Origin of the sequence: Ruegeria atlantica, assembly GCF_947495585.1 — a bacterium.
GTDB lineage: Bacteria > Pseudomonadota > Alphaproteobacteria > Rhodobacterales > Rhodobacteraceae > Ruegeria > Ruegeria atlantica_G.
This window is the reverse complement of record NZ_CANLZK010000002.1, coordinates 261,314-278,112: the sequence shown is the minus strand read 5'-3', so window position 1 is coordinate 278,112 and position 16,799 is coordinate 261,314. Positions and strand designations below refer to the sequence as shown.

The 16,799-nt window shown below is 57.5% G+C and carries 20 protein-coding genes; 8 read left to right on the top strand and 12 right to left on the bottom strand.

Features of this window, described 5'->3' with window-relative positions:
- The first annotated feature begins 8 nt into the window (after nt 1-8).
- The 4 genes from QMP16_RS07155 to QMP16_RS07140 all read left to right on the top strand — a co-directional run bounded on the left by QMP16_RS07155 (nt 9) and on the right by QMP16_RS07140 (nt 3,219).
- Nucleotides 9-884, top strand: a complete 876-nt coding sequence (locus tag QMP16_RS07155) for a F0F1 ATP synthase subunit gamma (RefSeq protein WP_058276006.1) — start codon at nt 9-11, stop codon at nt 882-884.
- A gap of 20 nt (nt 885-904) precedes the next feature.
- Nucleotides 905-2,329: a F0F1 ATP synthase subunit beta gene (atpD, locus tag QMP16_RS07150; RefSeq protein ID WP_058275509.1), complete on the top strand. Its 1,425-nt coding sequence runs from the start codon at nt 905-907 to the stop codon at nt 2,327-2,329.
- Nucleotides 2,330-2,341: 12 nt separating this feature from the next.
- Nucleotides 2,342-2,752, top strand: coding sequence for a F0F1 ATP synthase subunit epsilon (locus QMP16_RS07145; RefSeq protein ID WP_058276005.1), 411 nt, complete (start codon nt 2,342-2,344; stop codon nt 2,750-2,752).
- Nucleotides 2,753-2,868: 116 nt separating this feature from the next.
- Nucleotides 2,869-3,219, top strand: a complete 351-nt coding sequence (locus QMP16_RS07140) for an H-type lectin domain-containing protein (protein ID WP_282151793.1) — start codon at nt 2,869-2,871, stop codon at nt 3,217-3,219.
- A gap of 49 nt (nt 3,220-3,268) precedes the next feature.
- Here QMP16_RS07140 and QMP16_RS07135 read toward each other — a convergent pair whose 3' ends face one another.
- The 3 genes from QMP16_RS07135 to QMP16_RS07125 form a co-directional block, all read right to left on the bottom strand.
- Nucleotides 3,269-3,961, bottom strand: a complete 693-nt coding sequence (locus tag QMP16_RS07135) for a hypothetical protein (protein ID WP_282151792.1) — start codon at nt 3,959-3,961, stop codon at nt 3,269-3,271.
- A 268-nt stretch (nt 3,962-4,229) separates the two neighbouring features.
- Entirely contained in the window at nt 4,230-4,676 is a 447-nt protein-coding gene (gene rpiB, locus QMP16_RS07130; protein WP_282151791.1) for a ribose 5-phosphate isomerase B, read from the bottom strand.
- 60 nt (nt 4,677-4,736) lie between these two features.
- Nucleotides 4,737-5,756: a ribose-phosphate pyrophosphokinase gene (locus QMP16_RS07125; protein WP_058275513.1), complete on the bottom strand. Its 1,020-nt coding sequence runs from the start codon at nt 5,754-5,756 to the stop codon at nt 4,737-4,739.
- A gap of 107 nt (nt 5,757-5,863) precedes the next feature.
- On the opposite strand from QMP16_RS07125, the gene QMP16_RS07120 reads away from it, so the two are divergent.
- Together QMP16_RS07120 and QMP16_RS07115 are read left to right on the top strand one after the other, a co-directional pair.
- A complete protein-coding gene (locus QMP16_RS07120) occupies nt 5,864-6,466 on the top strand; it encodes a 2-hydroxychromene-2-carboxylate isomerase (RefSeq protein WP_282151790.1) in 603 nt (200 codons plus the stop codon).
- Nucleotides 6,463-7,275 carry an alpha/beta fold hydrolase gene (locus QMP16_RS07115; protein ID WP_282151789.1) on the top strand — a complete coding sequence of 271 codons (813 nt, stop codon included), beginning with the start codon at nt 6,463-6,465 and terminating at the stop codon, nt 7,273-7,275. The genes QMP16_RS07120 and QMP16_RS07115 overlap by 4 nt, the downstream gene beginning before the upstream one ends.
- A gap of 39 nt (nt 7,276-7,314) precedes the next feature.
- On the opposite strand, the gene QMP16_RS07110 is transcribed toward QMP16_RS07115, so the two are convergent.
- From QMP16_RS07110 to QMP16_RS07075, 8 genes are all read right to left on the bottom strand, one after another.
- Entirely contained in the window at nt 7,315-8,349 is a 1,035-nt protein-coding gene (locus QMP16_RS07110) for a threonine aldolase family protein (protein ID WP_282151788.1), read from the bottom strand.
- Nucleotides 8,349-8,822, bottom strand: coding sequence for a YcgN family cysteine cluster protein (locus tag QMP16_RS07105; RefSeq protein WP_282151787.1), 474 nt, complete (start codon nt 8,820-8,822; stop codon nt 8,349-8,351). Before QMP16_RS07105 ends, QMP16_RS07110 begins: the two co-directional genes overlap by 1 nt.
- Nucleotides 8,819-9,751, bottom strand: a complete 933-nt coding sequence (locus tag QMP16_RS07100; protein ID WP_058275997.1) for a bifunctional riboflavin kinase/FAD synthetase — start codon at nt 9,749-9,751, stop codon at nt 8,819-8,821. Before QMP16_RS07100 ends, QMP16_RS07105 begins: the two co-directional genes overlap by 4 nt.
- Before the next feature lie 116 nt (nt 9,752-9,867).
- Nucleotides 9,868-10,311: a MaoC family dehydratase gene (locus QMP16_RS07095; RefSeq protein ID WP_058275996.1), complete on the bottom strand. Its 444-nt coding sequence runs from the start codon at nt 10,309-10,311 to the stop codon at nt 9,868-9,870.
- A 100-nt stretch (nt 10,312-10,411) separates the two neighbouring features.
- Nucleotides 10,412-11,287: a TIGR01459 family HAD-type hydrolase gene (locus QMP16_RS07090; RefSeq protein ID WP_282151786.1), complete on the bottom strand. Its 876-nt coding sequence runs from the start codon at nt 11,285-11,287 to the stop codon at nt 10,412-10,414.
- 109 nt (nt 11,288-11,396) lie between these two features.
- Complete coding sequence (locus tag QMP16_RS07085) at nt 11,397-12,467, bottom strand: DUF389 domain-containing protein (protein WP_282151785.1); 1,071 nt, start codon at nt 12,465-12,467, stop codon at nt 11,397-11,399.
- 135 nt (nt 12,468-12,602) lie between these two features.
- Nucleotides 12,603-13,523: a manganese-dependent inorganic pyrophosphatase gene (locus tag QMP16_RS07080; RefSeq protein ID WP_282151784.1), complete on the bottom strand. Its 921-nt coding sequence runs from the start codon at nt 13,521-13,523 to the stop codon at nt 12,603-12,605.
- A gap of 106 nt (nt 13,524-13,629) precedes the next feature.
- On the bottom strand, nt 13,630-14,610 hold the full coding sequence (locus QMP16_RS07075) for a TraB/GumN family protein (protein ID WP_282151783.1): 981 nt from the start codon (nt 14,608-14,610) through the stop codon (nt 13,630-13,632).
- 115 nt (nt 14,611-14,725) lie between these two features.
- On the opposite strand from QMP16_RS07075, the gene QMP16_RS07070 reads away from it, so the two are divergent.
- Entirely contained in the window at nt 14,726-15,400 is a 675-nt protein-coding gene (locus QMP16_RS07070; protein WP_282151782.1) for a DUF2161 domain-containing phosphodiesterase, read from the top strand.
- Here QMP16_RS07070 and bla read toward each other — a convergent pair.
- A complete protein-coding gene (bla, locus tag QMP16_RS07065) occupies nt 15,397-16,278 on the bottom strand; it encodes a class A beta-lactamase (RefSeq protein WP_432653397.1) in 882 nt (293 codons plus the stop codon). The two genes, QMP16_RS07070 and bla, sit on opposite strands and share 4 nt — an antisense overlap.
- 227 nt (nt 16,279-16,505) lie before the next feature.
- On the opposite strand from bla, the gene QMP16_RS07060 reads away from it, so the two are divergent.
- The gene (locus tag QMP16_RS07060) at nt 16,506-16,793 is read left to right on the top strand and encodes a co-chaperone GroES (protein WP_058275523.1); all 288 of its coding nucleotides are present in this window, start codon (nt 16,506-16,508) and stop codon (nt 16,791-16,793) included.
- Nucleotides 16,794-16,799: the final 6 nt, after the last annotated feature.

Here is a 16,799-nt window from a genome sequence, read left to right as displayed (position 1 = left end):
GCGGGCACATGCCAAATCTTAAGGATCTTAAAAACAGGATCGAGTCGGTCAAATCGACCCGCAAGATCACCAAGGCCATGCAGATGGTCGCGGCTGCAAAACTGCGCCGCGCCCAGGAATCTGCCGAAGCCTCGCGTCCCTATGCTGAACGGTTCAATGCCGTGATGGCGGGGCTGGCGGCATCGGTCGGGGGCAGCGACAGCGCCCCCAAGCTGCTCCGTGGTACGGGCAGTGATGATGTCCACCTGCTGGTTGTCATGACAGCTGAACGCGGCCTGTGTGGCGGCTTCAACTCGAGCATCGCCAAGCTGGCCCGTGTCAAAGCGGAAGAGCTGCGCCTGAAAGGCAAGACGGTCAAGGTTTTGACTGTCGGCAAAAAAGGCCGCGACGCGCTCAAGCGTGACCTTGGCGATCTGTTCGTTGGACATATCGACCTGAGCGAAGTCAAGCGTCTGGGTTACACCAACGCGCAAGACATCGCCAAGGGCATCCTGTCCCGTTTCGATGGGGGTGAGTTCGATGTTGCCACGATCTTCTACTCGAAGTTCGTCAACGTTGTGACCCAGATCCCGACGGCACAACAGGTCATCCCAGCCTCGTTTGAGGATACCGAGGGCGACGACAGTGGTGCCGTGTTCGACTACGAGCCCAGCGAAGAGGCCATTCTGGCCGACCTGCTACCAAAGGGGGTTGCGACTGCAATCTTCTCGGCTCTGCTCGAAAACGGAGCCTCGGAACAGGGTGCACGTATGTCCGCGATGGACAACGCAACACGCAACGCGGGTGAGATGATCGACAAGCTGACGATCCAGTTCAACCGTTCGCGTCAGGCCGTGATCACCAACGAGCTGATTGAAATTATTTCCGGCGCTGAGGCGCTGTAGAGACAAACCGGAGACGAAACATGGCGAATGCAAAAGGCAAAGTCACACAGATCATCGGGGCCGTCGTCGACGTGCACTTCGAAGATCAGCTGCCAGAAATTCTGAACGCGCTGGATACAACCAACAACGGCAAAAAGCTGGTTCTGGAGGTTGCACAGCATCTGGGCGAAAACACTGTCCGCACCATTGCGATGGACGCAACCGAAGGTCTGGTTCGCGGCGAAGCTGTAACTGACACTGGCGCACCGATCGCGGTTCCGGTCGGCAACGCAACACTGGGACGAATCCTGAACGTTGTGGGCGAACCTATCGACGAAAAAGGCCCCGTTGAAACCAAAGAAACGCGCGCCATTCACCAGCCTGCGCCAGACTTTTCGGATCAGGCAACGGAATCCGAAGTTCTGGTTACCGGCATCAAGGTTGTTGACCTGCTGGCCCCTTACGCCAAAGGCGGTAAGATCGGTCTGTTCGGCGGAGCCGGCGTTGGTAAAACAGTTCTGATCATGGAGCTGATCAACAACATCGCCAAAGTGCACTCGGGCGTGTCCGTGTTCGCGGGTGTTGGTGAACGGACCCGTGAAGGCAACGACCTGTATCACGAGATGATCGAATCCGGTGTTATCGTTCCCGAAAAGCTGGAAGATTCGAAAATCGCGCTGGTGTACGGCCAGATGAACGAGCCTCCGGGTGCACGTATGCGGATCGCTCTGTCGGGCCTGACCCTTGCGGAACAATTCCGTGACGCAACCGGTACCGATGTTTTGTTCTTTGTCGACAACATCTTCCGCTTCACACAGGCAGGTTCCGAAGTGTCCGCCCTGTTGGGCCGTATCCCTTCGGCGGTGGGCTATCAGCCGACGCTGGCGACCGACATGGGCGCGATGCAGGAACGGATCACCTCGACCAAGTCGGGCTCGATCACCTCTGTGCAAGCCGTCTACGTCCCTGCGGATGACCTTACCGACCCCGCGCCTGCGACGTCGTTCGCGCACCTCGATGCGACCACCGTTCTGAACCGTGCGATCTCGGAAAAGGGTATTTACCCTGCTGTTGACCCGCTCGATTCGACCTCGCGTCTGCTTGATCCGGCAATCGTCGGTGAAGAGCACTATACCGTTGCGACCGACGTTCAGCAGATCCTCCAGCGCTACAAGTCGCTGCAGGACATCATCGCCATCCTCGGCATGGACGAACTGTCGGAAGAGGACAAACTGACCGTGGCCCGTGCCCGTAAGATCGAACGCTTCATGTCGCAGCCGTTCGACGTGGCACAGGTCTTCACCGGCTCGCCCGGCGTTCAGGTTCCTCTGGATGTCACCATCGCGTCGTTCAAGGCCGTTGTGGCCGGCGAATACGATCACCTGCCCGAGGCAGCCTTCCTGATGGTTGGCGGCATCGACGACGTGATCGCCAAAGCGGAGAAGATGGCCGCAGAAGCCGCCTAAGGAGCAAACCTGATGGCAAACACGATGCAATTTGACCTCGTCAGCCCCGAGCGGAGCCTTGCTTCGCTCAGCGCGACCGCGGTCCAGCTTCCCGGCGCGGACGGGGACATGACGGCGATGCCTGATCATGCCCCCACCATCACGACGCTGCGCCCGGGTATCCTGAAGGTCGAGGCACCCGAAGGGTCCAGTGAATATCTGGTCACCGGCGGGTTTGCTCAGATCAATGGCGATGGCCTGTCGGTTCTGGCTGAAAAAGCCATTCCGGTCGCCGAAGTGACACGGTCGCATCTGGACGATCTGGTCGCCGAGGCGCGTGCTTCGCACGAAGCAGCCAAGGCAGGCGATGATCAGACAATTGTCGATGACGCTGCCAAACTGCTGGCCGACATGGAAGCCCTTGGAACGCATATGAGCCTGTAAGGCTCACCGCATTCCGACAGTTAGAAACGGCCCCGTAAACGCGGGGCCGTTTTTTTATCGTGATTTTATCAATGCGACGGGTTAAGGTCCGGAATTACATAGATAAAGACAAATCAATGAAGACGTTTCGAACCCATCCAATTGGTATTGACCAAGGCGAGGCAGTTATTTTTTCCGAATTCGCCGATGGTGGCGAAATGTGGACGGGCGAAGGACCGCGCCAGAGGCGGTCGAGTGTTGTTTTCAACCAACCGTTCCGATCCAATCCGGTGGTTCAGATCGGTGTTTCTTTGTGGGATGTGGATACATCTTCCGCTCTGCGCGCCGAAGTCACGGCTGAAGACATCACACCAGAGGGCTTTAGCGCCGTTTTCCGCACATGGTCCGATACACGGATCGCCCGGATACGGGTCACATGGACCGCAATCGGAGAGGTGGCCCATGACGACGATTGGAATATCTCTTAATACTGAGGGTCAATCATCTGGCACCACCTCTGTTTCCATTCGCTCGTAGTTACTGCAAAGCGGAATAGAAGTACTCCATTAACTGCTCGGGCAATCCTGTAAAAAGGACTATCGAAAAGGTCGCCAATGCGCCGATTGCAAAATACACCGGAACTCGGCCAAGCGCATATCCACGCAGAAATACGCCAACGAGTCCGATGAGTATCGAAGAAACAAGCAAAGAAATCGAAACCACTAAAGTACTCTGAAAGACCTCAAACCCGGTCTCAGTTGCAACTCTTGTAGCCATCACCCCTGATAAAAAGCAAACGCATGCACCAACACCGAGTATGAGGCCGAAAACCGAGCTTAGTGTTTGCGCCTTGCCCGATGCTCTTAGGATTTGGGGTTCACCGTTCTCTGAACTTTGAAGCGCAGTGCCATTGCGGGAACTTCGTTTGCTCAAAAAAGCGCGAAAGAGGATGAAGCAACCCGCTAGAAGAAAAACCACGCCACTCAGAGCAAACGCAGTTATGAACCCTAGGCCATTGCTATCGCGAAGCACTTCGTATTCTTCGTTTAGGTCCTTGATAATATATAGTCCCATGCACATTAAGAGAGAACCGGCAAACACAACAGCTAGGTTCGGTTTCTTTTTTACCTGTGTCGGGGCGGTTTGTGACCCGCCATACAACGTTGCCCGAGGTTGTTGGGATTTGGCGTTGATGCGTTGTATGCGATCGTGAAAATTGGCGTTTGACATAAGGTGATTTCTTTTGGTTTCGCAATAAACTGCAACTTGCTGCGAGAATGTGGTGACAATTGGTCGGGTGGCCTCTCTTGTGAAAGGTTTTCCAGCGGGAGCAAGCGTTGAAATACGTCGAAAATGGGGGTGTGACGAGGACAGGCGGGTCCCCTCAACCACCTGCCCGATCCCTAAGGTGGTGGGCGTAATGTGTTTTCATCAGTGCCGTGAACAAGCGTTTTTTGCACTTAGTTTCGCTTCGAAAGGTCTTTGGACTTGAACCCTATCAATCGTTTTCTTCGATCATGTCCACACGGGTTGCGTGACGCCCGCCTTCGAACTCGGCCTCCAGAAACGCATCCACGATATCAAGGGCCTGACCTTCGCCCACGACACGCGCGCCGATCGACAGCATGTTGGCGTTGTTGTGCGCGCGGATCATGCGGGCCGAGAAGGCGTCAGAACACACGCCACAGCGAATGCCCGGAACCTTGTTGGCCGCCATCATGATGCCCTGACCTGTACCACACAGGACGATCCCAAGGTGGCACTCGCCCGAAGCAACGGCCTGAGCTGCAGCTTTGCCGTGGACGGGATAGTGCGTGCTTTCCGGTGTTTTGGGGCCGATATCGACAACTTCCCAGCCTTGTGCCGAGATATGATCGGCGACCGCCTGGCGCAGCGCGATCGCTGCGTGGTCGCTGGAAAGAACAATGCGTTTTGAGGCTGTCACGGGTTCGTCCTGCCTTTGTGTGTTGACAAAATAGGGCGGCTGCTGCGCCGCCCGACTTGGTCAGTCCATGTGATACATCGACTCGTAGATTGGGGTCAGCGTCTTGTCCTCGAACAACGAAGACACGCTTGTTCCGTTCCAGATGTTCAGGATTGCCTGAGTGAAAATTGGAGCGGTTGGTACGATGCGGATGTTCTTGGCGTTGGTGATCTCTTTGGTGGGCTGGATCGTGTCGGTCAGCACCAGAGATTTCATCACCGAATTTGTCACGCGTTCGACCGCGGGGCCGCTCATGACGCCGTGCGTGATATACGAGTGAACCTCCTTCGCACCGTTATCCAGCAGGACCTGAGCGGCTTTGCACAGCGTACCCGCGGTGTCGCACATGTCGTCGACGATCAGGCAGATCTTGTCTTTGACGTCGCCAATCACTGTCATCTCAGCCACTTCGCCCGCCTTTTCGCGGCGTTTGTCTACGATCGACAGGGGGGCGTTGATGCGCTTGGCGAGCTCGCGCGCGCGGGCCACGCCGCCTACGTCAGGTGATACGACCATAAGCTCGTCCAGATTGTCCTGGAATTGGTGTTTCACATCCAGCGCAAAAATCGGCGATGCATAAAGGTTGTCGACAGGCATGTCGAAGAACCCCTGAATCTGTGCTGCGTGCAGGTCCATGGTCAGGATCCGCTCGATCCCTGCACCGGTCAGCATGTTGGCCACCAGCTTGGCGCTGATTGGCGTCCGCGCCTTGGTGCGGCGATCCTGACGGGCGTAACCAAAATAGGGTATCACGGCGGTGATACGCTGTGCGGAAGACCGGCGCAGCGCATCGGCGATGATCAGCAACTCCATCAGGTTGTCATTCGCTGGGTTCGACGTAGGTTGGACAATGAACATATCCTCGCCGCGCACGTTTTCGAACACTTCGACGAAAATCTCGCCGTCATTAAAGCGCTCGACCCGCGCATCGACCAGATTCTGATCGACGCCGCGATACAGGCTCATGCGTCGCGAGATGGATTCGGCAAGAGGAAGGTTGGCGTTCCCAGCGATAAGCTTGGGTTCGTTGAGTGTCGGCATCGGCTGAGGTCCCCGGGCAGCAATGGCAATGTGACAGATTCGTGATGTTGACACCGCTTAGCACGGGTCTAACGTCCAGCAAAGATAACGCAGCGGAGAAAGTGCAGATGACCCAGATTGACTACTATTTTGCGACACTCTCGCCCTATACCTATCTGGCGGGTATGCGGTTGGAAGAGGTCGCGGCGAAACATGGCGCGACGATCAACTACAAGCCGATGGATATTGTCGCCCTGTTTGGGCGCACGGGGGGCACTCCACCCAAGGACCGCCATATTTCTCGGATCGAATATCGGGTACAGGAACTACAGCGACAGTCCAAGCAGCTTGGGATGGAGTTCAATCTGCAACCCGCGCATTGGCCGACCAATGCGGCGCCGTCATCCTATGCGATCATTGCTGCGATCAAGGATGGATCAGGCGATGTCGGCAAACTTGCGCATTCCTTCGTGCGGGCCTGTTGGGCTGAGGAGAAAGACATCGCGCAGGATGATGTGATCCGCGATTGCCTGACACAGGCCGGTTTTGATCCGGGGCTGGCGGATAGCGGCCTTCTGGTGGGCGCGGAAACTTATGCCGCCAATCTGGAAGAGGCCGTGGATCGCGGCGTATTTGGCGCGCCGTTTTACATCACCGAAGACGATCAGCGGTTCTGGGGGCAGGACCGGCTGGATGATCTGGACCGCCATATGTCGGAACTGAAGGGGTGAGGGACACCCCCCTGACAGACAAGATCTTTGTCAGAACGTTGGGTCAGGGCGCGCGCGAGGTGCTCGCCCTGCACTGCACAATCGCGCATTCCGGGGCGTGGTCGGGGCTGGCGACGGCTCTAGAGGGCGAGGCGACATTTACGACCCCAGACATGCCGTCCCATGGCCGCAGTACAGATTGGGACGGGCACGGGGATCTCTTTGACCAAGTGACCCAACTGTCGGCCGCGCACCTGACCGGACCGATGGACTTGATCGGGCATTCCTTTGGCGGAATGCTGGCCCTTCGGCTGGCTGTCGAGTTTCCGGACCTGGTTCGCAGTGCGGTCCTGATCGAACCTGTGTTCTTTGCGGTTGCGATTCAGGACACGCCCGATTTGGTGCGGCAACATGATGAAGAGGCGAAACCTGTCTCTGATGCGCTCGCGGCCGGGAATTTTGAGCAAGCCGCCCGATTGTTTAACCGGATGTGGGGCGCACAGAACGGCCCACGATGGCCCGAATTGCCAGAGCGGACACGCGCGGGAATGATCCGTGGTATTCACGTTGTGCCCGCCGTTGATGACGCTTTGTTCCTTGATCAGAAGGGGATGCTGAACCCTGGCGTTCTGGACCGCGCATCCATGCCGGTTCTGATCCTGAGCGGGTCTGAGACGCACCCCGTCATGCCCGCGATCGGAGAAGGTCTTGCCCGGCGGCTTCCCAATGCCAGAACGGGCGTTGTTTCGGGTGCTGACCACATGGTCCCAATCACTCACCCGGATCAGACGGCTGCCGTCATTCGAAAGTTTTGGCGTGGTCTATCCTGAACCATGTTGTGGACAGGATGACGCCCCTAACCCCTGAAATCACAACAAGCCGATGAACCGGTCGATATCATCGGAGTTGATCGACCAGTCGCAGACCAGTCGACAGGCTAGGATCTCGTCGTCATCCGCACCGTCCAGCTCTGCGCCCCACAGATGATAAACCGCACCCGCTTGGTGCAACTGCTTGTGACGCGCGCGCGAAAACTGCGCAAAGATCATATTGGCTTGTGGCTCATGCAGGAAGGTTGCGCCTTTGCCGCGTAGACCATCGGCCAGATGCGCGCAGTTAGCGTTGGCTTGCCGGGCCAACTGCAACCAAAGATCATCCTCCAGATATGCAGACATCTGGGCGGACAAATAACGATGCTTGGAGAACAGATGCGCACCACGCTTGCGGCGCAACTCAAACTCCCAGGCCTTGGATTCGTCAAAGAAAACCACAGCTTCGACACCCATCAACCCATTCTTGGTGCCGCCAAAGCTGACCGCATCCACGCCCGCTTTCCACGTCATCTCAGCGGGTGAGCAATTGAGCGCGACAAGCGCGTTGGTGAACCGGGCACCATCCAGATGAACTGGTAGGTCGTATTCTTTGGCAACACTGCACAGCGCCTGCAACTCGGCCAGTGAGTAAACCGAGCCACGCTCTGTCACCTGCGTGATCGACACGGGCCCACGCTGGGGGCCGTGCACACCACGTGTTTCCTCGGCCAAAATCGTGCGGCGCAGCGCTGCGGGCTCCATTTTGTCGCCGCCCGGCACCAGTGTCAGCTTTGCGCCGCTATAGAACTCGGGCGCGTTGCATTCATCCTCATGGATATGCGCGACGGGTGAACAGAACACGGTTTCCCATGGGTTTGAGAGTGTCGCCAGAGCCAGCGAATTCGCAGCTGTCCCGGTGGCCACCAGATAGACTGCGGCCCCCGGCGCTTCGAAGATACCGCGAATACGATCGCGCACTTCGTTCATCAGGGTGTCGGCCCCATAGGCCATTTGGAAGCCCTGATTGGCTTCGTTCAAAGCGGCCATAACCTGCGGGTGAACCGGACCGGAATTGTCAGAGGCGAAATACATCAGCTGGGTTCCTCAATGATATAGTCTTCCCACTCTTCCAAGGGGGTTTCGAATTCGGACACCGTGCGCCCCTGAACTGACATGCCAGCTGCGTGCACGCTGTCCGGTGTACCTGATATCAGGGGATGCCAGTCGTAAAGCGGCTTCCCCTCCCACAGCAGTCGATAGGCGCAAGTTTGGGGCAGCCAATAGGCGTGATCGTCGATGTTGTTGGGCTTCATCACGATACATTCCGGGACGAATTGGTGGCGGATGTCGTATTGCGTGCAGCGGCAGGTCTCATCGTCCAGCAGACGGCAGGCGACGCAGGTCAGGGCGACCTCGCCGGTGTCCTCGTCCTCAAGCTTGTTCAGGCAGCATTTGCCGCAGCCGTCGCATAAGGCTTCCCATTCGCGCTGGTTCATCTTGGTCAGCGGTTTGCGTTCCCAGAACCGTGGGCCAAGGCCTTTGCGATCTATCGGGTCGGTGGTCATAGCGCGGCCAACAGGGTGCGGGCCTTGTCGCAATCGGCATCCATCTGCGCGATCAGGGCATCCAGCCCGTCAAACGTCATCTCTGGGCGCAGGTATTCGACCAGGCCGACGGACAGGGTTGAGCCATACAGATCGCCTGAGAAATCGAACAGGAAGGTCTCGATATTCGGAACCTCTCCGTTGAACATGGGACGCACGCCAACCGAAGAGGCGCCGTGATAGCTGCCCTGATGAGGTCCGTCGAGCACATCGACCAGCACCGCATAGACGCCGAACTTCGGCGGGTGCAACCCTTCGATGGACATATTCGCGGTGGGGAAGCCAAGCTCGCGCCCGCGTTGTTCGCCGCCAATCACCTCGCCCTCGACCCGGTGCCAATGGCCCAGCATTGCCGCGGCGTCGCGGGGGCGGCCATCGGTCAGCGCGGTGCGGATACCAGTCGAGGATACCACGTCGTCAGATCGTTCCATGAGCGGTGCAATGGTGACGCCAAACCCCATCTCTTGCCCGAACCGGGCCATGTCTTCGGCGGTGCCACTGCGCCCTTTGCCGAAGCAGAAATCCGCGCCGACCACGACGTGCGATAGACCAAGTCCCTCGCAGATGACATTGCGGGCAAAGCCTTCGGGCGTCAGACCGGCAAGCGCTGCATTGAACGGCAATTCGTACAGCTTTTGTACACCCAGTTTCTCCAACCGGTGCGCACGTGCGTTTCCGCGCATCAGACGAAAAGGTGGGGCATCGGGTGCAAAGTACTCGCGAGGGTGAGGCTCGAACGTCAGAACACCAAGCGGAGCATCCGGGGCCACGCTTTGTGCAAGTTCAATCACCGACTGATGGCCCACATGCACGCCATCAAAGTTCCCGATTGCCACACTGGCACCGCGGTCTTCTGGCTCGACAAACTGGAAATCACGGATGATCTGCATGTAGCTTGCCTAGCGGGACTGGTGACCGGGTTCAAGCACCTGATTGGTACAAATGCCGCGCAACAAAAAAGGGCACCGTTCCCAGTGCCCTTCAAAAGGATAAAGGTATCGAATCTTCAGTCGAACTTGCGCGAAGGGGCCAAAACCATGGCTTCGCCTACCAGCACCTTCTTGCCATCGACCGCACAGTGACAATCCAGTTTCACGCGACGCTTGGCAAAGTCTATGTCGATCACTTTGACCTCGGCATAGACCATATCGCCAGGGCGCACCGGAGCCAGGAATTTGAGAGACTGACCCATATAGACCGTGCCGTGGCCCGGCAGCTGCTCGCCGATCACGGCCGAGATCAGGCCCGCCGTCAACATGCCGTGGGCGATACGACCTTCAAAGATCGTGTCGCGGGCATAGTCGTCGTCCAAGTGTACCGGATTCCGGTCCGTCGAAACCTGCGCGAACATCTCGATATCTTCGTCCGTCACCACTTTGCGCAGGTGGCGGGTCATGCCCATCTCGATGTCTTCAATACAGATCGTGCCGCGTGGAAGATTATCCAACATGTCGCCCTCACTCGAGTTCAATGGGCAACAAAACAACTCAAGTCGCCCCGGTTTGGCAACTTTATTACTTCGCAACTGCAGAAAATCAAGTCTTTTCTGACTACCTCAATCGACCGATTGTGTAGGTAGGATTGATGTTTTCCTTTGCAATATAATCACTTAGGGATTCATGATGCGGATGATGCTCAGTTTTTGTTTCCGCTGCGGCCAAACCACCCGAGATGAACAGAGAATCAATCCCTTCGCCCATACCGCCCAGAATGTCCGTATGCGGGCCGTCGCCGATCACAAGAATGTCGCCATCAGGGATGTCATGACCCAATTCCTGCAGCCTGCGCCGCGCAAGATCATAGATCGGGGGGTGGGGTTTTCCGAAATACAGGCTCTCGCCTCCCATCTCGGTATACAGCTTCGCCAACGCGCCCGCGCACCATTCGCGTATCTCGCCCCGGTCAACAACGATGTCGGGGTTGGCGCAGAGCAGCTTCATGCCTTTCTGCTTGGCATAGAGGAAATCGGCGCGATTGACCGCCGGATCCGCCATTGGGTCGAACGGCCCGCAGCAGACGATCCCTTCGGCCTCATCCAGCGGGACACGTTCGATGTGGATCGGATGGTGTAGTATTTTCAGCGGCTCAAAGAAACCCGCGTCGCGTTCCCATTCCCCCATGAAATAGACTTTTTCACCAACCGCCCCACGGAACATGGCGGAACGTGCCGAATCCCCACTGGTGGCGATGGTGTCATAGGCATCTGCGGGGACATTGAATTGTCCAAGCTGCTCAGCCACGCCAGCACGCGGTTTGGGTGAGTTGGTGACCAGCACAACGATCCCGCCTTGCGCCCGGTAGTTTTGCAAAGCCGCGACCGCATCGGGATAGGCAGTGATGCCGTTGTGAACGCATCCCCACAGGTCAACGAACAGTGCCTTGTAGCGGCCTGAAATCTCGGAAAGCGTGTGGATGATCTGGGTCATGGGAGCCTCGGGACCTGAAATTTTGAGTTGTGACAGCTATGGCAAAGCTTTCACCTCTTGGCCATCCCGCAATACCAATTGCGGGTCGAACACGGTGTGTCTGATCGTGTCATTCGACGATTTCTTCGACATCGGGTGCTTGTTGGACGTTTTCGGTGCCCAATATGATCTGTGCGCCGATCCTGTTCTGGAAACGGACTACGACCAGATAACCCGGCCCCAGTTCTTTCTGAAGTACGTCGACCAAAGGCGTGTCACGCAGGGTCTCGGGTAGCAAACCGGCGATCGAGGATACTTTGTAAGCGGCTTCAATCGGAAGGTCCACGATCAGCCAAATATCGGCGTGTTTGCGTTTGGCATTCACGTCCACGCGGATGATCTCGACCGACACCGGATCGGCCCAGTCCCGGATCGTTTGCGCCAACTGCGCCTCGGTCCGGGTTTCGAGGTAACGGTTGTAGGTCGACTTTCCAAGTTGAAGGACAACGAAGGCCAGGAATGCCAGTGTCACCACCACGCTTGCGGTGAAGTTTAGCTTGCGCCGACCCTTGCTAAACGCCACCGCCCGCGCTGCATATACGATGTAAACTGCGCAAGCGGACAGAATGATCGCACCAAGGTTGGTGGCGAAAAGCAGGCCAGCCTCATAGGCCTCGGCTGGTTCGTTGAAATAAAGCAACACACCCGAAGCAGACAGAGGTGGCACCAATGACACGCCGATGGCTGCACCGGGAAGCAGGCTGGCCTCAGACCGGTTGATCTGAACGTATGCAGCGGCCACCCCGGCGGCCAGCGCAACGATCAGATCCTCGGTGCCCGGATCCGTTCTGGCCAGAACCTGATCGGGGATCAGAATGCCGCGAGGGACGTCTGCGAGATAGACAAGAAGCCACGCCAGTAAGACGCTGATCACTGCGGCGCCGCAGACAATCAAAGCCAGTTTGAACGCGCGACCCAACCACCCCATGACCATCGCCGCCGCAACCCCAAGGATCGGGGTCATCAATGGCGCAACAAGCATTGCGGCAATGACCACCGCACCAGAATCTCGCAGCATACCCATTGTGGCGATCACCACGGATAACGTCAGAAGCATGGCAAACCGCCGCCAATAGGCAGGTTTGTCCTTGCCCTCAAATCTCAGGATGTCGCGTGTGGTGCTGAACTTGCGGGAACTCATGAACGTCGTCTGACCCAATTCGCTGTCTGGCTATTGATTTCAGACTACCAACGGATGCCATTCGCGCAAAACATTAGTAGCAAAGAAAAAAGGCGCCCGTGTTGGGGCGCCTTTCGATTGGGATGTTTGTCAGCGTCAGACCTTGAGGTTCGGGATGATCTGCTTTTTGCGGCTCATGATGCCGGGCAGGACTACTGCATCGCCGTCCACGCTTGCGCCAAAGCTCTTTTCCGCGACGCCCCTGACCAGATCGTTGGGTACCAGCAGCGTGGCTTCTTCGTTCAGGATATCGACCACGAACAGCAGAACCTGATCAACGCCGTCTTCCTTGGCTACGTCAGCCATCGAACCCGCTAGGCTTGCCTTGCGGTCCAGTACAACGCCCGGTGCGGTGGTTTCCAGAACCGAAACGCGGAACTTGGTACCGTCGATCTCATATTCCTTGCTGTCCATGCGGATCAGTTCGGCGTCCGAGAAAGACGACACATCCGATTTGGCCGCGAACATTTCGGCGGCATAGGTCGCGATGTCCAGGCCCAGATCAGCGGCCAGCTTCTCGGCCACTGCGCGGTCATGTGCGGTGGTGGTGGGCGAGCGGAATTCCAGCGTATCCGACAGAATGCAGGTCAGAGCGGCGGCTTTGATGGCGTCGGGCATATTGGCGGCGTCGTCACCGATCAGGTCCATCATGATGGTCGCCGTGCAGGCCAGCGGGCGCACGGTGATGTCGATGGGACCTTTGGTTTCCAGTCCACCAACCAGTTTGTGGTGGTCGATGATCGCGCGGATGTCGGCGCTGTTTACGCTGGCTGGCAGCTCGGCCGGGTTGTTGGTGTCCACGATGACAACCGGCGCGCCCTCGGCCACGTCCTCGATGATGCGCGGCTTTGGCAGGTCCCAGCGCTGCAGCAGGAATGCCGCTTCGGTGTTGGGTTCGCCCAGCAAAACCGGCTCAGCCTGTTCGCCTCTGATTTCGTTCAGGTACCATGACCACAGGATAGGTGAACCTGTGGAGTCGGTGTCGGGGGATTTATGTCCAAATACGAGCGTTGTCATGTCAGCGTCCTGAGGGTGATCATTTTGCGCGCCTTATAGGGCGGTCCGCCGGGGTTGTCACCCGACAGTGTCTACGCTGCGACGGTTGGTCTGAAATCGAGGTGGGTCAGAACGGGGCGCGGGTCAGGGTGTACCCGGCCTGTTGCAATTGGTTCAGCAGCCCGTAATCGCCCCCAAGATGCCCGGCACCGACCGCGATCACGACAGTTTGCTCCTGAATGTTCAGAATTTTCTGCATCCATTTGCTGTTGCGCTCGACCAGAAGCTTTTGCTCGAAATCATTCCATTCCTCGTCGAATACTTCGGGCGGCAGGCCCGAGTCTTCCAAACCCTGCAGGCGGGCGAGCTGGATGATTTCAACATGTTTCTCTTCCAGATATGCATTGGCCATCGTCGCCAGTTGATCCTCGCTGCCGCCCATGGCACCGGCCATCCGCACAAGGGACCGGACCTGCTTTTCGATGGGGTGGCTGTCGAACATACTCATAAGATCGGCAACCTGTTCAAGCGAGCGTTTGGGGATGCCCAACTCGTCAGTCAGTTGATCCAGACGGGCGTCCATCCCGTGGCTCGCACTGGGGTCCTGCATCATACACGGGGGGACGCCCAGCATCATGCTCAGAAACCAGGGCCGCATTTTGGCTGCCATCCAGCCGGGGATACCGCGCTCGGATAGCCCGTCAGACAGGGCAGACCAGTCTTCCTCGGACATCAGGTCAATCAGGCTGGGTCCCGAGGTGATCATCACCGGGCTCATGTCCTTGGCCAGGTCTTGTTCGAACGCGTCCATTTCTTCCTGCGTTACCTCGAAATAAAACGCGTCCGCAACGCTGAGGGTCGGCGTTAGCCGTTCGACCACTGCGTCCATGCGTGGGTCATTGGCATGCAACGTGCCAACAAGGTGTAGAACCGTGTCGCCCTTGGAAGCGATCCAGTGGTTACCTTCGGGAAATGGGATATCGGCCACTGCCTGTTGCAGTTCGGACTTTACCGCAGGGCTCAGTCCCGGCCTCAGATCATTCCCTTCGCATGCGGCCTGTACGGCGGCGGGCAGGAAAAGGAAAAGCAGCGGTGCAAACAGGCGCATAAGGATCATCTCGGAAACTTCAGTGTGACCGCGACATTGCCTTTGCGCAGCAATGTATTCAAGCCAGATGCAGGTGATGGCTGGCTTTCGCGGCAAATTTGCATAGCATGGCGGAATGGACCGCGAGCAGGATCTATACCCGCCGATCAAGGCGCTGTTCGAGCGTCAGGGCTATACCGTCAAAGGCGAAGTTGGCGCTGCCGATATCGTCGCTGTTCGGGATGGCGATAAGCCGGTGATTGTTGAGCTGAAGCTACGGTTCTCCTTGGCGCTGTTTCATCAGGCAATCACGCGGTTAAGGGTGACTGACCAGGTCTATATCGGTGTGTGCAAACCCAAGGGGCGAACCGCGCGGCGTGCGTTAAAGGACAATTTGGCGCTGTGCCGCAGGCTTGGCCTTGGTCTGATCACTGTACGTGCCGACGGTGCGGTCGAGGTGCAATGTGACCCGGGCCCGTATGCGCCGCGAAAAAACAAAGCAAAAGCGGCTCGTCTGCTGCGTGAATTTGACCGGCTTGAAGGTGATCCCAACGCAGGTGGGGCCACCCGGCACGGGATCGTGACGGCCTATCGTCAGGACGCGCTGAAATGTGCAGCCCATCTGGCCGAATGCGGCGCGACAAAGGGGGCGGACGTCGCCCAATCCACCGGCGTCGCCGAGGCCACGCGCCTGATGCGGGACAATCACTACGGGTGGTTCGACAAGGTCGATAAGGGGGTCTATGCGCTGTCGGCTACGGGGGCCGAAGGGTTGAAGCACTGGGCCTATAGCTGGGAAGATGCGAACTAGTCAGGTCGTGCGGCGATTTCGGCAATCATGGCGCGGCCTATATCTGAAAGGACGGCGTTGCGTTCAGGAAATGGCGCATCGCTTTCGGTCAGATAGATGGCGGCCAGATAGGTGCGGGGCTCGGGTGTCTGCAGAAAGGCAACGATCGCACGGCTGCCGTGGCCTCCGGCACCGGTCTTGTCCCCAATCGTCCACCCGTCAGGCACGTGCGCGCGGATAAGCCCGTCGGCCACTTGATCGTCTATCATCCATTGCCTGAGTTGAGCGGAGGATGCGGGTGAGAGCGCCCGGTCAAATAGCAACCGATCCAGCGTTGCCAGTATTGCCCGAGGCGTTGTAGTGTCGCGCGGATCGCCTGGAGTGGCTTCATTCAGAACCGTCTCCCATCGATCCAGGCGGGTGATGCCGTCGCCGTTTGTCCGAAGAAACTCGGTCAGTCCGGCAGGCCCATCCAGACGGCGCAACAGCAGATTGGCCGCAGCATTGTCGCTAATCGTCATCGTTGCTTCGCATAGCGCGCCGACAGTCATACCGGTCTCAACATGTTTGCTGGTGACAGGGGAGTAATCTACCAGATCCGTTGACTGGTACGTGACGTGATCTGACAGGCTTTCCGTACCTGCGTCCACCTCTGCCAGCACAGCGCCGCACAAGAGCGGTTTGAACGTGCTGGACATCGGAAACAGCTCATCGGCGCGGTATGAAACCTCCCATTCGTTGCTGGGATCATAAAGCAGCAGCCCGATCCGGGCATCAAGGCGGCGCTCCCACCTCTGGACCGTTTCGGTAAGGGTCTGCGCCTGTGCTGATGTGGCTAAACCAACAGTAATAGTAATTAAAAACAACAAGATAGTTGTGATTGTCCGGAGCCCACGCATCGAATCTGCCTTGGTCAAATGTGGTCGCCATCACCTTAGTTAGCTAGGGCGCCGAGTAAACCGGACGGTTTGTGGTTCTACGTGCGAAAAATATTTAGGCAACTTGTTGACTCGGTCATTTCGACCCCCTAGCTATGCGTCGTTATCACTCTCTACTACCGAGTGCTAACGCCTCGCTGAAAGGCGAGGGGAGGATAGATAAACTTTGAGCCCAAGGAGCTGCAAAGATGGCATTGAAACCGCTTCATGACCGCGTGCTGGTTCGTCGTACCGAAAGCGATGAAAAAACCGCAGGCGGGTTGATCATTCCCGAAAGTGCAAAAGAAAAGCCCAGCGAAGGCGAAGTCGTTTCGACCGGTGAAGGCGCACGCAAGGACAGCGGCGAATTGATCGCAATGGCTGTAAAAGCTGGCGACAAGATCCTGTTCGGCAAGTGGTCGGGCACCGAGGTTCAGGTCAACGGCGAAGAGCTGCTGATGATGAAAGAAAGCGACATCATGGGGATCATCGAGTAAGCGCCC

Excerpts from the sequence above, each read along its gene's own strand:
- QMP16_RS07080 (WP_282151784.1), bottom strand. The coding sequence starts at position 13,523 with ATGACAACGCTCGTATTTGGACATAAATCCCCCGACACCGACTCCACA.
- atpD (WP_058275509.1), top strand. The coding sequence starts at position 905 with ATGGCGAATGCAAAAGGCAAAGTCACACAGATCATCGGGGCCGTCGTC.
- QMP16_RS07145 (WP_058276005.1), top strand. The coding sequence starts at position 2,342 with ATGGCAAACACGATGCAATTTGACCTCGTCAGCCCCGAGCGGAGCCTT.
- QMP16_RS07125 (WP_058275513.1), bottom strand. The coding sequence starts at position 5,756 with ATGCCGACACTCAACGAACCCAAGCTTATCGCTGGGAACGCCAACCTT.
- QMP16_RS07100 (WP_058275997.1), bottom strand. The coding sequence starts at position 9,751 with ATGCAGATCATCCGTGATTTCCAGTTTGTCGAGCCAGAAGACCGCGGT.
- QMP16_RS07155 (WP_058276006.1), top strand. The coding sequence starts at position 9 with ATGCCAAATCTTAAGGATCTTAAAAACAGGATCGAGTCGGTCAAATCG.
- QMP16_RS07085 (WP_282151785.1), bottom strand. The coding sequence starts at position 12,467 with ATGAGTTCCCGCAAGTTCAGCACCACACGCGACATCCTGAGATTTGAG.
- QMP16_RS07140 (WP_282151793.1), top strand. The coding sequence starts at position 2,869 with ATGAAGACGTTTCGAACCCATCCAATTGGTATTGACCAAGGCGAGGCA.
- QMP16_RS07095 (WP_058275996.1), bottom strand. The coding sequence starts at position 10,311 with ATGTTGGATAATCTTCCACGCGGCACGATCTGTATTGAAGACATCGAG.
- QMP16_RS07070 (WP_282151782.1), top strand. The coding sequence starts at position 14,726 with ATGGACCGCGAGCAGGATCTATACCCGCCGATCAAGGCGCTGTTCGAG.
- QMP16_RS07060 (WP_058275523.1), top strand. The coding sequence starts at position 16,506 with ATGGCATTGAAACCGCTTCATGACCGCGTGCTGGTTCGTCGTACCGAA.
- QMP16_RS07075 (WP_282151783.1), bottom strand. The coding sequence starts at position 14,610 with ATGCGCCTGTTTGCACCGCTGCTTTTCCTTTTCCTGCCCGCCGCCGTA.
- QMP16_RS07090 (WP_282151786.1), bottom strand. The coding sequence starts at position 11,287 with ATGACCCAGATCATCCACACGCTTTCCGAGATTTCAGGCCGCTACAAG.
- bla (WP_432653397.1), bottom strand. The coding sequence starts at position 16,278 with ATGCGTGGGCTCCGGACAATCACAACTATCTTGTTGTTTTTAATTACT.
- QMP16_RS07110 (WP_282151788.1), bottom strand. The coding sequence starts at position 8,349 with ATGTATTTCGCCTCTGACAATTCCGGTCCGGTTCACCCGCAGGTTATG.
- QMP16_RS07120 (WP_282151790.1), top strand. The coding sequence starts at position 5,864 with ATGACCCAGATTGACTACTATTTTGCGACACTCTCGCCCTATACCTAT.
- QMP16_RS07105 (WP_282151787.1), bottom strand. The coding sequence starts at position 8,822 with ATGACCACCGACCCGATAGATCGCAAAGGCCTTGGCCCACGGTTCTGG.
- QMP16_RS07135 (WP_282151792.1), bottom strand. The coding sequence starts at position 3,961 with ATGTCAAACGCCAATTTTCACGATCGCATACAACGCATCAACGCCAAA.